Source organism: Anaeromicropila populeti (genome assembly GCF_900112775.1).
GTDB classification, from domain to species: domain Bacteria; phylum Bacillota; class Clostridia; order Lachnospirales; family Lachnospiraceae; genus Anaeromicropila_A; species Anaeromicropila_A populeti.
This window is the reverse complement of record NZ_FOYZ01000013.1, coordinates 39,636-58,715: the sequence shown is the minus strand read 5'-3', so window position 1 is coordinate 58,715 and position 19,080 is coordinate 39,636. Positions and strand designations below refer to the sequence as shown.

Genomic DNA, 19,080 nt, shown 5'->3' with positions numbered 1-19,080 from the left:
CTAAATTAGTTTTACAAAAAACAACTATCCTTTATTTTCAGTAGTAACTCATCTATTTTATCTTCACTCAACGAAGTAATACCTACGTCTGCCACAATTTGATTAAGCTGGTCAATGCTCTCCATCTGTATTTCATTTGAATCTACGTTGAATCGGCTGATTTCTTGTCCTTCAAGATAACCGGTGAAATCTTCAATTGTTTTACATTCCGCTATTTCTGCTAACGATACCACTATATTCAGCTCTGACTCAATTTTATATTTAAATTTTGCAAACATAAGAGAATCAAAACCTAATGAATACAATTCTTCTGTTACAAGAATCTCCTCTGGCTTCATATAAAGAAATTCTCCAATTACATTTAGCAGATATTTCTGAATCCAATTCTTTTTATCCATAGCATTTGCCGCTTCCTTGCTTTCAAAAATGTCTACATACTCCAGTTTGGGGGAATCTGCTTTCTTATCTTCACTAATCGTTTGTGGTTTTATTTCCAGCCAATAGCTTTTTCTTTCAAAACAATACGTAGGTAATTCGATACGACATCTCGTTTCATCATACAAAGCATCCCAAGAGATTTCCATTCCATTTGCCCACAATTTACCTATTTTAAAATAATCCTTTTTCTGTATTGCTTTTTGTACAACTTCATTCCTGATGTCCTCATCATCAAATAATTCAAACATCGCACTCGTCTCTGCTTGAAGCTTATTATAATAGATGTTGGAAGGAAGATTGTCCATCGACTGTTTTTCTACTATCAACCGAATACTTTCGATTAATTTGTCTGTTGTAGCAGCGATAATTGCGACTCTTTCCACCATAGCATCTCTTCCATTTTGTAAAGTGTATGCAATATCTCGTATATCCAGCATAGGATTTTTTTCTACATAGTCAGCTGTCTGTTTCATGATTTCTAACAGACTCATTTTTGTTTTTGCTGAAAAAACAATTACTTCTTCTTTTGAGCCAGCATTCCTCTTAGGTTTTACCTGTGTGTAATCCTGAAGTATGATATGTGCATTTGTTCCACCTGCTCCAAAAACATTCACCCCTGCATATCTTGGTTTCCTATTTCCTAACACATCAACTTCATTTTTCCACTCTTGATTTTCTGCTATATAATAAAAATTTGAGTGTTCTAAATCTAAATATGGATTCATATTGGATAAATTTATACTGGCTGGTATTACATTATTTTTCATTGCCAAAATCACTTTAAATAGACTGGCAATTCCAGAAGCGGATTCCAAATGTCCAATATTTGGCTTTACAGAGCCTAATCCACATTTGGCTTCCCCACTCATCTTCACGCCCAAGTTACGATAGGCTTTACGAAGTCCTTGTACTTCTACACTGTCTCCTAGTAAAGATCCCGTTCCTTGTAATTCAATATAGCTGATATCTTCTGGATTTATTTTGCATTGCTGCACAGCTTTGGTAATTACAGCTGCTTCTCCATTTGGATTTGGTGACGTAAATGATTTTGAATTACCACTATGATTAATTGCACTGCTGATAATCACTGACTGTATGTTGTCTTTATCCCTTATCGCATCAGCTAATCTCTTTAACACAATAATTCCAACGCCTTCCCCACGAACAAATCCATCTGCGCTTTCATCAAATGTTTTTATTTTACCATCATGACTAAGCATACCAGAAGCATCAAAACCAATGTTGCTATTTGGAGATGCCAGCACATTAACACCACCTGCCAATGCCAAATCACATTCTCTGTCCTGTAACGCGCGTGCTGCTCTATGAATGGCAACTGCTGAACTTGAACATGCCGTATCAATTGTTTCACTTGGACCTTTTAAATCCATATAATAAGAAACTCTGTTTGCAATCAAAAAATGTGCATTTGAACTAATTGCATGCCCGTCTAATTTAATATCTGCTTTCGAGTATCTTTCTGTATACTCGGAGTTTGTTACCCCAACGAAAACACCCGTCTGGGTTTTTGAAATTTGAGATGGCTTATATCCTGCATTCTCAACGCTTTTCCAAGCGGTTTCAAGGAAAATTCTCTGCTGTGGGTCCAGTAAAATAGCTTCTCTAGGAGACATGTTGAAAAATCTGGCATCAAAATCAGCCACGTCTTTTATAAACCCACCCCACTTACAAAGAGTTTTGCCTTCTGCATGTGGATCACCGTAATGTTCTTCCCAGTTCCATCGCTCCTTTGGCACAACTGTTAGCAGATTTTCATTAAGCATCATGTGCTCCCAAAATTCAGAGAGATCGGCTGATTGCGGCAACATTCCAGCTAATCCAATGATAGCAATAGGTTCGTACTCTTCTTGATTTAAACGATTCATATGCCTTTGCTCTTCAAATATCATTTCCTTTTTCTGAAATACTGGGAAAAAGCTTTCATCTTTTTTATCTTCCACGAGTTCCATAATCGGTTTCTCTTCTGGTTTTGACATGCTTTTTTCATCTATGCTATATTCCCGATATAATTCCTCTTCAAATGCCTTTACTAAATACTGACATAAGTTCCGAAGAGTGGTTTTCTCTAATTCAAAAAAGATAGCTGGCGTTACATTCATGTTATACTGTTTACGTAAATCGCTTGTAAATTCAGTGATTACAATAGAATCAAATCCATAATCATCCAATATGGCATCGATTAGTATATCTTTTTCTTCCATATATGATATTTTTGCTACCATCTTTATTAAATCCGACATAAGCTTATCATATAATTCTTTTTGATTTTCAACAGTATTTCCAGTATTTTCTTTATCTGTCTGTATTCTCTTTTTGTTTTCAAATAACTGATAGAACCTGCTTTTTATTCCATGTAGAACCATTACTTGTGGCACCGACAGTAGAATTACTTCTTCCATCATATTGCAAACATTTTCAGATGACATTCCTTTTAAGTGGAGCATTTGTTCCATATATTCTTTTGCTTGCTTTGTAACACCAATTGTTCCATCCTCCAACAATGGCCAGTTTATTGAAATAGTAGTTCCATTTCGCTTTCCAGTTTCTCTTAAAGTATTTCGATAGGATGAAAAACTATCCAAAAAACTATTTGCATAGGCATAATCGCATTGTCCAACGTTGCCAAGTACAGCAGTAATTGAGGAAAACAACATGAGAAAATCCATTTTTTCAAATTGAGTTGCTCTATCTAAATTAATTGTTCCTAGTACCTTTGCATTTAAAACATTCCAGATTTCCTCTTTGTTTTTATGAATTGCCAGTTCATCCTTTATACATCCAGCACAATGAATAATGCCATTCAGCACCTGATACCTTAGATGTACCTGCTCCAAAATATTTACCACATCATCATATTTTGAGATATCCCCTTGAAGATAAATGGCTTCTCCACCTTCTGCACATAATTTGCTGACTCTGTTTTTTATAGATTCATTTAAAGCAGTCCTTCCAGATAAGATAAGTTTAGCTTTATAGTTACGTGCTAAATGAAGTGCAGTTGCAAATCCGGCACCTCCCATTCCACCAGTAATCCAATATACTCCTTCTGTTTTGAAGGTTTTCTCAGATTCTGCCTGTGAAATAGATAATTCTTTCATCTCTTTTACATATCTTTTCTTTTCCTTGTAGAGTACCTCAACATCCTCTTGTACACCATTAATTTCCTCCACAGCCATAACCAAGGCTTCTGAGGCATCTGCAAATCCGGCCATTTTATAGAATACTTTAGCATTTTCTCTATTCATTGTTTTAAGAAAACCACTCATTGCCATAGAAATAGCATTGTTCATAGGATACAGATAAAGGTATGTAACATTGTTTAGATTCTTTTCCATATTGAATGCTTTATTAAAAGATAAAACATGAAACAAACCAGCTGCTAACTGCTTGTCTACTTCTTCTTTTTCATCCGAATACTCTGCTGTACTGTTCCATAAATTGATAATCATAACATTTTCCGCACTTATCCGCTTTATTTCACGTAATAATTGTTGACAACAGGCATCATTCATTCCATTTATACAATATTCCATATCACTTAGTTTCTCAAAACTTGTGCCCTGCTTAACAGAAATAACTGGAATATCTGTGATTTTTTTAATTTTTTCGATAATCTCATTATCATCTGCTAAGACTGTCAGTACTCCAACATTCTCCATTGCAGGAACTATGCTTTTTTCATTCCAAACTGGCTGATAAACTGCTGTCTCAAATTTATTTTTCAAACTAATTTCCCGAGTCATATAATTACTTATCTCTACCAGCACTCTGCCTGTTTCGTCCACCAGCAGAATTTTCATATGCTTTACGGTTTCATGATCCATATTTTCCATAAAGGATGCAACAGCATAACAGGTTGAATCTAATCTACTATAAATTTTGACTGCTTCGATTGCAAATGGTATGCTTGGCTGTTGATTCTTATTACTAAGATTAATCAAATGCCCGGCTGTCTGTAATGCTCCCTCTAAAACAAGTGGATTTAATACGTATTCATTTGTACCATCCTCAAATTTCTTTGATAGTTCAATTTTTGAGATTGCGACGGTATCACTAAACTGAATTTCCTTGATGGATTTAAAACTATCTCCATACTGAAAACCTGCTTTTTCAAAATACTGATAAAACTCCTTGTCAAACATCTGATACGTGCAGTTATTTTTTATTTCATTGATATTTATCTTTTCTGTACTTTCTTGCGATAAACCATATTCTATTTCACCTTGTGCATTTCTAGTTGACTCATCTGTTCCAATAATAAATTCAGATGTATTTTGATGTTTTACCTGAATTAAAACATTTTGGCTATCACTTAGTACCTGAATAGGGCTGCTCCAAATGACATTGTTTAACCCAATTACATCTTCTTTTGTATTTACTATACTTCCAGCCATTCTTGCCATTTCCAGATATACTACTCCAGGCAGGGTTTTTATACCATTTAGCCGATGTTCGTTTACAAACAGATTATCCTTGTCCATCCGTTTTTCAAATTTTAGTCCATTTAGATCTGAAATATTCTTGTCAAGCAATTCTGTCAGTGCTTCTGTCAATGCTTCTCTCTTGCCAATGTTCTTGTTCGTTTCATCTTCTAGTTTTCTTACCCAATGACGTATTTTTTTGAAAGGATATCCTGGCAGTGATATTTTATTTACCTTACCTTCATGAAGCATTTCCCACTGGTGGATTTCACATCCCTTACACCAGCATTCCGCAATCTTATCAAGGCATTTATTTTTCACATACATAAAAATCTCTTCTGAATTTTCTTCATATTGGTCATCCATAGTCCTATTTTCATAATAGTACATACCTGGAACTGTTTTTACGCCATTCAAAAATCCATCTAATTGTATTTTTAATTCCTCAATACTTTCTGCTACAAATGCAACTCTTATTGGCATATAGGAACGGCTTTTTTGTAATGTATATGCTAGTTCTTGTAGTGAAATTTTAGTTGTCTCATTCATGGTCTGATTCGGAATCTTATCTTCGGTTCCTCGCCTTTGACAGATTAAATCAACTACCTGTGCAATGGTATTTAATACTGTTATGTCTTGATACTGTATCAGTTCTTCATATTTAGTATTCACTTGGTCCACTAGTAAGCTTATTGTTGTAAAATCAAAACCACATTCCATTAATGACATATCATCTTTTAATAAAGTCTGATCCATAAAAAGAACTTCTGAAATGATTGTTTTTACCAACTTATCTATGCAAATCCTGTCCTCTGTTATACTCCTCGTTACACAACTGGATATCATTGTATTTTGAAGAAGCTGAACATATTGTCTTAGTTCCTCACTTCCCTTTGCGGATAAAGGAATTAATTGACTACCAACATTATTTCCATCTTCCTTCCTATGTTCCTTGTACTCCTCTAATATCATATGTGCATTAACACCACTAAAACCGAATGCACTAATTCCGGCACGATAAGGCACCTCATTTCCCTGCTCATCCATAATATGATTCCATTTTTTTGTAGTCTCTGAAATGTAAAATGGAGTGTTTGCAATTTTAATATAAGGATTCAGCGTTGTAAAATTAGCATTTCCTACTATTGTCTGGTATTTCATGCTGAATATAACTTTAACAATGCTGGCAATACCTGATGCCGTTTCTAAGTGTCCAATATTATTTTTTACAGAACCAATTGCACAATAAGGCTCCTCATATTTTCTATTATTATAGTTATTCCATAGTTTCTTATATGCTAATTTAAGTCCGTCAATCTCGATTGGATCTCCCAGTGAAGTCCCTGTTCCATGTGCCTCAATATAAGTGATCGTTTCTGGAACTACTTCTGCCTTGTTTATTGCATCTATAATAACTTGTGTTTGTTGTTTTTGATTAGGTGCTGTTAATGAACTGGCATGTCCTCCATGATTTACAGCACTACCCTTTACTACGGCATAAATATGATCCTTATCTTCAATCGCCCTATCAAGTGGCTTAAGTAATAATAAGCCTGCACCTTCACCACGAACGGTACCATCTGCATCCTTATCAAATGCCCTGCATGTTCCATTTTTACTTAATATTCCTACGTTATCAAAAGAAACAAACAAAGCTGGATGAGCTATTAAGTTAATGCCTCCTGCTAATGCCATTTCACATGTTCCATCCTCTATATTCTGAATAGCCCTGTGAATTGCAACTAAGGCACTGGAACAGGCGGTATCTATAGGTTCGCTTGGTCCCAGGAGATTTAATAGAAAGGAGATTCTTCCTGCAAGGATATTATGGGTATTACCTGTCAATGCCTGGGATTCACTTTCTACATAGCTCTCATTTAATACGTTACTATAATCGTGCCCGGCAACACCAATAAAAACTCCTGTTTTGCTGCCAGAAAAATCAAGTGGAGAATACCCTGCATCCTCAATTGTTTTCCATGCAAGTTCTAAAGCAATTCTCTGCTGTGGATCCATAAGTGCAGCTTCTCTTGGTGATATTCCAAAAAAACTATGGTCGAATTTATCCACTTCCTTCATGAATCCTCCGCGGATAACATTTGTCTTGGATGTATCGTCAGAGTCACCTTTATAGTAGTCCTGCCATTTCCAGCGATCAGCAGGTATTTCCGTAATTAACTCCTGCTGTAATGAGATTTTTTCAAAAAAATCCACAAGACTTTCACTATTAGGCATTATTGCTGAAAGACCAACAATAGCCACAGGACACTTTTCTTTTTCTTTCTTTTTCTCTAAGTTTAAATGATTCATGTTTACTCTATTTTTATTCATAGAAACTTCTGCTGACTTGGATATTACTTTCTTTTCACTATCTAATTGTTTCGTACTAAATAATGTTTCAAATTGACTTCTATGATTTTCAAGAAAATAATCTGTAATTTCCATGACATTTGAATACTCAAAGAATACTGTTGGATACAATTCATCTTTTATATCAACCTCTATTTCCTGAGCCATGTGTACAAAATCCATAGATTGAATACCCATATCCATAAAGTTCTTTTTTGTATCGATTTTTTTCGGCTCCACTTGAATGACATGTGAAAGTTTGTTCAAAACATACATTTGTAGCATATGCTTAAACGTGCCTTTTTTATCTGGTTCTTTATTTTCCAGATTTAAGCTGCTGCTCATTAACTCTACTTCCGATGACATCTCAACACCTCGTACTCTTTTTAAAATCAACCCTTCCATTTCAATAAGCAATTCTCCCGACATATTGAACACTTTGATATCTAGTTCCCACATTTCCTCATTTACTTTAATTCTTCGTACTTGACTGTAGCAGTTTTTAGAAGTTTCTTTATATACCGTAACATTTTTTATCATAAGGGGTATTAGTGGTACTCGTTCTTCTTCCTCAATCAGGGCACATCTGGAAACCATTGCTCCATCTAGAATAGCTGGATGAACTTTGTAGCTATGTCCATCCTGTAAAAGTGTTTCTGCTACTTGTAATTTCCCTAAAACTTCATTCCCCAGAACATATGCATTCTCAACAGTCTGTAATGAGTTCCCATATACACCAGGCCATTTATTGTAGTAGATTTCTGTTTTACTATATTGCTTTTCACAGTTTTTTAGAAAAGATTCTACTTCATTACTGCCTGCTGCCTGGATTTTCGAAAATCCAAACTCACCCTGAGCTGCTTCTTTTAGTTGTAGTTCACTATCCTTTCTATATAAGCTTTTGAAAAATAATTTTTCATTGCTTTGTGATAATTCAATTCTTATTTCAACTCGTTCTTTTTCTTTTACAACGACGGGTTCTAGCAGTAAGAATTGATGTATGCACAATCCTTCTAATTTGCCATAAGTTTTTTCAATCGCTTCAATTGCAAGACACAAATGTGTAACCCCCAGCAAAACTTCCTCACCAAAGGATATGTGATCCTGTAGGTAAGCTTCCTCATAGGAATAGAAATATTGAAACATACTTTTTTCCTTGCTCAAAAATTGTAACTCTTTATGTTCAAATGGATAATTCGGCAGTGTCAGTAAATTATAATTATTCTGATAGAGGCTGCGCCACTTAATATTTTTACCACTTACCCATAGTTTCACAACTTCAAGAACTTCCTCATATTTTTCTAAATTAATTTGATGTAACGACATTTCTTCCATTTCATCTGTTGCTGCTGCTCCGGCAAAAATATATTCGTTTTCATCCTTTTCTAGGAAACTGTTAAATTTACAAATTATATCTTCTCTGCTGTCCGCTACAAATGCCATACGTTCCTTCATATGAAATCTGGCTACTTGCAATGTATAAGCAAAGTCGTAAATATCTACTGTTTCATTTTCCTGTAGAAAGTCTAATAGCATCTGAACATATTGATATAATTGAGCCTTTTTCTTTGCTGATACTACAATCACCGCCTGCATTGCATTTCTATTTACATTCCTTTTTTCTTCTCCCATAAACTCCTCAACAATAATATGCGTATTTGAACCGCCTGCTCCAAAAGAACTAATTCCTGCCCTTCTAGGAAATCGTTTGCCGTCCAGCTCCACACACTTCCAATCCGAAAGAGTTGTTTGAAGATAGAATGGCGACTTGTTTAATTTTATATACGGACTCATTTCCTTATAATTGTGAATAGGAAGTAATTTTCCATGTTGAATCTGTAATAAAACCTTTGTTAACGCTGAAACTCCAGCCGCAGCTTCTAAGTGCCCAATGTTACTTTTAACTGTTCCAATGGCACAAAAGTCAGTCTCCGTTGTATATGGGGAAAATGCTTTTTCCAGTCCTCTAATTTCTATTGGATCTCCAAAATTTGTTCCTGTACCATGTGCCTCAATATAATTTATGGTTCTTGGATGTACTCCAGCTTTTTTAATAACTCTGTCAATTAATTCCGCCTGCATACTTGGGCTTGGAGACATAAAGCTGCTTGTATTTCCATTTGAATTTGCAGCAGTCCCCTTAATGACGCCATATATCTTATCATTATCTATAATTGCCTTATCTAGTGGTTTTAGTAATACTGCACCTACCCCTTCTCCTACTACAAAACCATCTGCTCCATTTCCAAAGCTCTTTGTTTGTCCGGTAGGTGACAGGTTATGTACAGAATTCAGTTTGAGGTAATGTCTTGCATCCAACATAATGTTTATGCCGCCTGCGACTGCTGTATCACATTCTCCCGTTATAATGCTTTGGCAAGCCAGATGTATGGAAGTTAAGGAAGAGGAACACGCTGTGTCAACAGCAATACTTGGTCCACGAAAATCATAATAACTGGATATTCTATTGGCAATCAGCCAGTAAGAAGATTGTGCATTATTATAATTATCTTTTGTACTATTGGCCGCAGCAAGGGTTCCATAGTCCCCATACATAGTTCCCACATAAACACCAACTATGTCACCTTTTTCAGATAAGCTTCTAAACGGATATCCTGCATCCTCTAGAAGATGCCACACCGTCTCCATAAATAATCTTTCTTGAGGATCAATATTCTGAGCCATCTCATCTTTTATCTCAAAAAACTCTGAATCAAATCCATATACATTTCTTAAAAATGTTCCTACCTGGGTATAGCTTTCACCAAGTTTTTCTCCGTTCTCTACATAAAACTCATCGTGATTCCATCGGTCTTCCGGAACTTTTTTCACCATGTCTTTTCCCAAACATAAGTTTTCCCAGAATTCATGTAATGTATCTGCCTCAGGATACTTTCCTGCCAGCCCTATGATTGCTATTTCTGAAATTCTATTTATATCTTCAACAGCCACTTCTGATTCCATCGAAAAGTTCTCTTGTAATTCTGTTTTTATTTCAGTCTCAGGTATCAATGGGGACGTATTCTCCCCTAACATTACTACAAGCTGGGTTTCATAATTTTCGATAAAATAATCAGTTAATTTATTCAGAGTATTATACTCGAATAGTACTGTACTTGGAAATTCACCAAACTGCTGTTCAAATTCTTTATTTAATTCTATAATCAGCATAGAGTCAATACCATAAGATTCATATGGTACAGAGCCCTTTATCAGATTTTCTTCTACTTTGAGCGTCTGCGCAAATAACGTTAATAAGTACTGATATACTTTTTCCTTGATTGGTTCTTCTGATTGTTTTTCAATTTGAGGAACCAATTTACTATCTGTCTTTTGAGCTGTTGGCAGACAGGTTTGTATTTGGGCAACACCATTGCTTCTACCCATAATTATACTTTGATTCTTACTGTGACTTTCATCCTCTATTACGGCCACATTTTCCACTTCATAAAAACCATTTTGATATAACTGCTTTTTCCACATTTCAACACTTAAAAGAGGGGACCCTGAGATTCGTTCGCTGCCATCCTCAAATAGCCACCATCCTGTTGTCAACCCGAAAGTTAATGTTGAAAAAACCTGCCTTTCTGTAAGCTCATTTAACAGAAATACACCATTATGTTTTAATAAAAGTTTTATATTCTGCAAGGTTTCTCTGATACATTTTGTTGCATGAATTGCATTGGATGCAAAGCAAATATCAATACTATTCTGCTCAAAACCTTGTTCTTTGATTGATTTTTCAATATTTAACACCTTAAATACTGCATATGGATTTTGACTACCATAATTTTTCTCACCAAATACTGTAAATCCAGCTGAAATATCCGTATAATAATAGATCACATTATCCTTCAATTCTTCTAGCCTTCGAAATACTGCTGCACTTGTTCCACCAGTTCCCGCACCGATTTCCACGATTTTTACTTTCAGTTCCTTATTCTTTTGAACAAAAGATTTTGTAAGCTCATAGACAATTTCTGCCACCTGATTATTATAAAAATCTACCAATCTGTTTCCTTTATAAATCGGTTCAACAAGTTCCTTAGAGCCACCTGGGAATAATACCTCCATATGATCTTTTTTTCCTGTCAGTATATTGATATATGAGTGAAAGCAGATATCTAACAGATTGATGTATGGCATCAGCTCTGTTCTATGTATACTTATTTCATTTTTTATTTTTGAAATTTGGCTCTCAAACCCGTCATACTTGAAAAACTGTATTAAATTATTTTTCTTCTTTGCGTAACCATATTGCTCTAATATAGTAAGAATGACATCAAACAATCCTTTGTATTGATTGGTAATTTGAAGCTGTTCAAATAACTGTTCCGGACTATATAAGTAATCCGTTTCAACTCCAATTTCACCCACGGTCTGTCGTAAAAGCATAACCGCATACTCTTCGATTTGCTGAATGTATTCCATTTCCTGATATAAAGTCTCTTTTTGATCCTCATTTGTATGAATGCTTTCTATTTTAGCAGTTAATATATTTTTCACTGCTGCTTCCAAACAAACAGAATCCTCATAACTCATTTTCTGGAGAATATTTTTATTTGTCTTTATAACAATAACTTGACTACAGCTGCTTTCTAGAATATTCTCTATATCTTTTATTCCTTCTATTGTATGAATCCCTTTAATTCCCAGACGATTAAAGTGCTGCTTATATCTTTCTTTCGAAACGATTCCAACCTCATCCCAGTAACTCCAATTAATAATATTTACTGGATAACTCATTTCTCTCCTATGTGCTTGAACATATGCATCCTGAAACACACAACCAGCAGAGTAATTTGCTTGTGAGTAGCTTTGAATGAATGCATTAATAGAAGAAAAGAATAACATAAAGTCTAATCTGTCTTTTTTAAATACTTCAAATACGTTTACTGTTCCACTTGTTTTAACACTAAGTACATGTTTGAAAGCTTCTTCTGTCAGCTGGTTCAAAGGCTGATCCTCTAAAAGAAGTGCCGAATGAATTACCCCATGTATTACTCCAAATTTCTCAAGTGCAATACCTTTTGCCTGCTGCAATTGCTCATATTCAGACACATCTGCCTGGATATATAAAACCTCACTGCCAAGCCTTCTTAGTTGATTCAGCTTATTCTGTTTTTCTTGTTCCAAAGCACTTCTTCCAATTAATACTATTTTAGCATTTACCTTTTTTATCAAATACTCACTAAGACTAAAACCAATTCCTCCAAGTCCTCCAATAATGAAATATACTCCGTTATTTCTAAAGCATTTTTGACTATTGGCATTATTTATATTCACTGGTGCAATGATTCGTTTATACCATTCCTGGTTTCGTATTGCATAAAAACAATTATTTGCTATTTCTGTATCTTGCCATTGTAATAAGCGGTTTACTGCATTATCATCTATAGCCTCGTTAAAATCTACATCGATATATTTTATATTCCAGCCTGGATATTCTACTGCTGCTACAGATGCTAATCCAAATACAGATGCGGTATAAGAATTACCATTTTCGGTTCCAACAATATCAAAATTATTTTGTGTTACTGCCATCAAATCAATCTCTTTATAGTTTAACTTGTCTAATAGCTTAATTATCCTATGCAGTAATAGGACACTATTGTCTTCGCTTTCTGCTATGCTATCTGTTTCTAGGCTTTGTGGAATAAAATAAATTTGCTTTATTTGTTCTTTCTGAGAAAACGCAGTTAATACATTTTCAATACTATCTTTCTCTCGTACATCGATGACCCAGCAATTCTCACTTTGTTTCTTGTTTATCATTCCTGTTAGTATTGTAATCCCAGACTGGAATCCATTAATAAATTGATCAATCCAGGCACAATGAACAGCATTTGTAATAATCACTGTATTTTTTTCGACCCGTTTTGTTCTTGTCTGAATGTACTCATATGAATTATCTTTTATCCATATAGGAGCGTAATATTTTTGCTGCTTTTTCGCTTGTATTTCTCTGTTGGTTACTTCTGATAAACGGACACATACCTCATTATACTCATTACACAGTTCAATGGTAAAACTATCGTTTGCATTATGAACAGCGTAGGCATAGCCTTTTTCAGACATCTTATTCCTGTACTCAACCTTGTTAACCATAAACGGTATTTTAGGCCCATTTTCATTTTCAATTAATACTGCCATAGTCTGTAACGCCAAATCTGCTAAAACAGGATGTAGCACATATTTTTCTGTTTCTGCCTGGTATTCTGCCGGCAATTCAATTCTGCTTAAAGCACTTTCTCTGTTAAACCAGATTTCTTGGATTCCTTGAAAATATTCTCTGTAATCAATTCCAGCTTCTTTAATATGGGAATAGTATTCTTTCCCATTTAATTGTCTATCATACAGCTTTTTAAGACTTTCAATAGCAAGTAATTTTCCATTTGAAACAATCGTGTCTTGCAGCTGCACAAAACCAACCGCATGCACCGTACCAGTCATAGAACAACTAGTAATTTCAAATTTTACTCTTTCTTCTTTGTAATTTTTAAACATCAGAAAAATTTCTGTTTCATTTACAATAGGTAAGGGAGCAATCCAGTTCACCTTTTCTATTGTGAATCCTCTTGTAGTTACCTTACTGATTCCTTCTGCAACCATTTCAAGATATGCTGTTCCAGGTAAAATTGGACTGTCCTCTACAACATGGTCTGCTACAACCCTTTCTTTTCCAGTAAAGATCTTTTTAAATGCATAATCACTTCCGAAGTTATGCGTTGGTACTAAGCAATCTATCATTTCACCCATGCTGACATTCTTTACATTTGCATTAGATAGCTGTTTTGTAAAGTCTATTTCTATTTTATATTCTTTATTATCAAATGCATATGTAGGCAAAGAAATGCGGGCATATTTTTCAGAAAACAATTTTCTCAAGTTATATTTTGTGCCAGCAACCCATTCTCCAGCTATTGCAGCTAAATCCATACCTATAATCTGCTTGTCATCGTCAGGATTCTTTTTATAACCTTGGGTATTACCTATGTATATGTTTGTATCTGCCTGTCCTAAAAGGAAACGTTCCAGTTTATTTATTACTTCTCTGACAGTCACTGCTGTAAGTGCCAATCTTTCATTATATTCTTCTCGACCAACAATTAACGTATAGGCAAGATTTTCTATTTTGACATCTTCATTGTTTATTAAAAACTGTTTTAGTTTCTCAGCTGACTTTTTCAGGCTGTTTGTTGTCTTGGCAGATAAAACAATAAGATACGGCTTTTCTGTGGAGAGGAGCTCTTCTCTTAACTTGGTTGTTCTGTATTCTTCTAAAACAACATGTGCATTTACTCCTCCGAATCCAAAAGAACTAACTCCAGCACGATAGGGAAGTACATTTTTATTTTCATCTATTTGGTTTTTCCACTCATAGGAATCCTTTACAACAAAAAATGGACTGTTTTCTGTCTCAATCATTTTATTCACTTTCTTCAAGTGGATATTGGATGGTACTTGTTTATTTTTCATTGCCAATAATACTTTAACTAAACTGGCAATACCTGCACAAGCTTCTAAATGTCCTATACTTGATTTAATTGAGCCAACACCGCAATAGGCTTTTCCATCAAATTGAATATTCTGTTCCTCAAATACTGTTTGAAATGCTTTATTTAACCCATTGATTTCGATTGGATCACCAAGTGCGGTACCTGTTCCATGACATTCAATATAGCTGATTGATAATGGATTTACCTTACTCTTCCTAACTGCATCTATTATAAGTTCAGCCTCTGCGGTTACATTTGGTGCTGTTAATGATGTAGATTTACCACCATGATTTTCTGAACTTGCCAGCACCACTCCATATATATGATCCTTATCTTTTTCTGCCTCTTCAAGGGGTTTTAATAATATAGCGGCAACACCTTCTCCCCTGACATACCCATTTGCAGACTCATCAAAGGTTTTGCATCTTCCATCTGGACTTAGCATTCCTGTTTTTCCTAATGCCAGTTGAGTAAATGGACTTAGCATTAGATTTACTCCACCAGCAATTGCTGTGTCACATTCTCCGCTCTGCAAAGCAGAAACCGCGTGATGCACCGCAACTAAAGAACTGGAGCAGGCAGAATTTACTACAACACTTGGTCCATGAAAATTTAATAAATAGGATACACGATTGGGAATAATCGTACTGGAAACCCCTGAAATACTATGTGCCTTAATCTCTTCCTTGCTTGCTTTCAGCACATCCATAAAATCAGTTCCTGTGCATCCTACATATACTCCCATTCTACTACCTGAATAATCAGAGACTTTATATCCTGCATCCTCAATAGCTTCCCACACTGACTTTAGAAATAACCGCTGCTGTGGATCCATAATCTCTACTTCTCGAGGTGAAAGTCCAAAAAATAGTGGATCAAAATCATATATATTTTCAAGAAAGCTTCCAAAGTTAAATGATTGTTCCTGATTACTGTTCAGTTCGGAGAAATCCCAGCGTTCCTTTGGGATCGCAGATATCATATCCTTCTCTTCCTTTAACACATTCCAAAAATCATTTAAATTATCTGCTCCTGGAAGCATACCAGCAATACCTATAATTGCTATCTTTCTTCTTTCTTCTGTTTTGCTATCCATCATTTCTTTTTTCGTACTGCAATTTTTCACCTTAAACCGCTCATCTCTACATATATCTTCTGAGAAGCTTTCAGCCAGGTATCTGCATAAAGCACCCACTGTTAAATATTCATAAAAAATAGTTGCATTTAATTTTAGCCCATATTTACTATTCAGTGCCACTACTAAAGTTGTAAATGAAATAGAGTCAAAACCTAATTCTCCTATATTGGTTTCACAGTCTAATTCACCCAGTTCTAAATCAATGCTTTCTCTAATTAGTTCGATTACATCCTGAATTAATATCTCTTTTATATCAGTACTGTTGCTCTCGTCCAATTCCATACTATTATTTTTTTGCTTTTCAACTGCAATATCCCAGTTGGATAAAGTCTTACGGTCAATTTTGTCATTTAGTGTTTTTGGAAACTGTTCTATTTCAATATATTTAGCTGGAACCATATAATGTGGCAGTTTGCTTTTTAAAAATTCTATATATTTTTTACTATCTGGCCTTTTCCCCTTTTTCATAATCAAATACGCCGCTAATATACTTTTTTCTTCGGGAAGTTCCTTTTGCACTACAACAGCGTCCATAACATCCTCGATTTTTTTAATTGCATTTTCAATTTCTTCTAGTTCAACACGAAATCCTCTTATTTTAATTTGGAAATCTTTTCTGCCCAGACACTCTACTTCACCATTCGGCAAAAATACTGCCATATCACCTGTACGGTAAAGAGCTGTTTCCACCCCATTTTCCTTATACAGAATAAAATTTTCCTGTGTTTCCTTTGGCCGGTTTACATATCCTGCTGAAAGTCCAGCTCCACCAATACATAATTCACCAGAAGTTCCAATTGAACAGACTTTTTGTTCTTCATCTAAAATGTATAGCCACGTATTGGCTATTGGATAACCAATTGTTATTTTTTCGTTACTCTCTATTTTTTTTACCGTTGACCATATCGTCGTTTCTGTAGGACCATACATATTCCACAATTCATCACATCGAATAAGAAGCTTGTCTGCTAAGGCTTTTGATAATGCTTCTCCCCCACATAAAATTTTGATTGGGAGTTTTTTGCTCCACTCTGCCTGCAATAACATCTGCCATGTAGCAGGTGTTGCCTGCATTACAGTAAATTGGCTTTTTTCAAGTTTTTCTTTTAATTTAATTCCATCTCTGCATATATCATCAGAAACAATTTCAACCGTACCACCACACACAATAGGCAGATATAATTCCAAATAAGAAATGTCAAAGCAGATGGTTGTAATCGCTAACAAACTATCATTTGAGGTAAATCCCGGTTTTTCCATCATAGATAATAGGAAATTTGTCAAGCCTTTATGTAATACTTTTACACCCTTTGGTCTTCCTGTTGAACCAGATGTAAAAATCATATAAGCGATTTCATCTGATATAGGTTGTCTATACATTATCTCTGGCTGGTTCTTCCACTCATTTTTCATTAGATCATAACATACAACTTTTTTACCGAAGGTCAGTTTTTCACATAACTCAGTTTCTGTCAATAACATTTCCAGATTACTATCTTCTATCATCATCTGAATTCTTTCTGCCGGATATAACGGATCACAAGGAACATAGGTTGCTCCAGATGCCATAATTCCAAGAAGTCCTATTAGCATTTCTATGGAACGCTTCATATATATTCCCACAACGTGTCCCGTTTGAACGCCTTGTTCTTTCAGATAATTTCCCAATTGTATACTCTCTTTGTACAATTTTGCATAGGTATATTCTTCTTCGTTAAATTTGACAGCAATCTTATCTGGAAATTCTTTTACTGTCTTTTCAAATAAATCAAACGTACTAATTGTTAAGTCATAGTCTCTTTTTACATTTAAATTATGTATACTCTGATCATCTCTTAAAATATCTCCAACCGCTATATTCACATTCTGACTAACTGCTTTTAAAACATCAAGATATTGAGCAGCTATTTTTTTAATAGAAGATTCATCAAATAAACTTGTATTGTATTTCAAGTAGATTTGCATTTCATTGGTATTTTCAATCAGCTCCAGTGCCAAATCAAACTCACCTTCTTGACGAATCTCTCCAAAAATATTTTGAATCAATTTTTGCTTTCTTTCAGTTGGTGTTATCCAGTTTTGATAGTAAAAAGCTACATTATTGGCTTCTACTATGCCATTGGTTTCTTTCCTCAAATCCTGCAAAATGGTCTGATATGGATAATCACTGTGCTGGATTACTTCAAATATGATATCCTGCGTATTTTTTACAAGTTCTTCAAACGTACTTTCTGGTTCTATCTGACTCAAAATAATAACCAAGTTCATAAAATATCCAATTGTACTTTCAAATTGAATATCTGGCCGGCCCGCTACTGGCATAACAATTGATATATTCTTTTCCTTTACCAAAAAGTTTAATAAAATACTATACGCACTTAACATAACTGTTGACAAAGTTACACCTGTCTGCTCTGCTATATGGCGTAGTCTCATTAATTCATCTTCCCCAAGACTCATAGAATAATGACTTCCACTAAACTGAGGTATACTTGGTTTTTCATAGTCGTAAGGTAATTTTAGGCTGCATTTTTTTCCTGATAACATGCTTAACCAGTATTTTTTATGCTCTTCCCCTTCTTTACCTGACATCATTTGTTTCTGCCAGTTAATAAATTTACCGTAAGACGCTTTGTACTCATTTTCTTCATATTGGTCAAAATAAATTTCTTCTAATTCTCGAAGAAGAATATCTGATGAAATGCCATCAAATATAATATGATGGATATTAAGTAAAACTATACTCTCTTCTTGTCCAGTAAAAACATAAATGCGAAACAACTCTTCTTCTTCCAAATGAAAAGGCACATGTGCTTTCTCAAAAAGCAGCTTATTGGTCTCTTCTTTGCTCATACCTGTAATATCGATCTGACTATAATTTAGTGAATATTCATCTTGGATCTTCTGAACTACTTTTCCCCCCTTCATCAGAATAACGGTTCTAAGTTGAGGATTCTTCTCTGCCAGCTTATTAAAAGAATCCTTTAACTTAGCTAAATCAACGGTCTTTGATATAGTAAAAGCGATTGGAATATTATAGGCATAGTTTTCTCGAACAATATTATAAATAGTCCACAACCCTTTTTGTCCGCTGGATAGTTCCATAAGTCTTTCCTCTGTTTGATCCGTTTCAGCTATGGTTTTCATTCTTTCCAGAGCTTCTTCAATAGAAAGCTGTCCGTCAGCAACCATACTGTAAAAGTTCTCATTCATA

General features: G+C 34.9%; 1 protein-coding gene. It reads right to left on the bottom strand.

The features are described 5' to 3' along the window. Positions 1-11: 11 nt before the first annotated feature. Complete coding sequence (locus BM305_RS15015) at positions 12-19,079, bottom strand: non-ribosomal peptide synthetase (RefSeq protein ID WP_092562548.1); 19,068 nt, start codon at positions 19,077-19,079, stop codon at positions 12-14. Position 19,080: the final 1 nt, after the last annotated feature.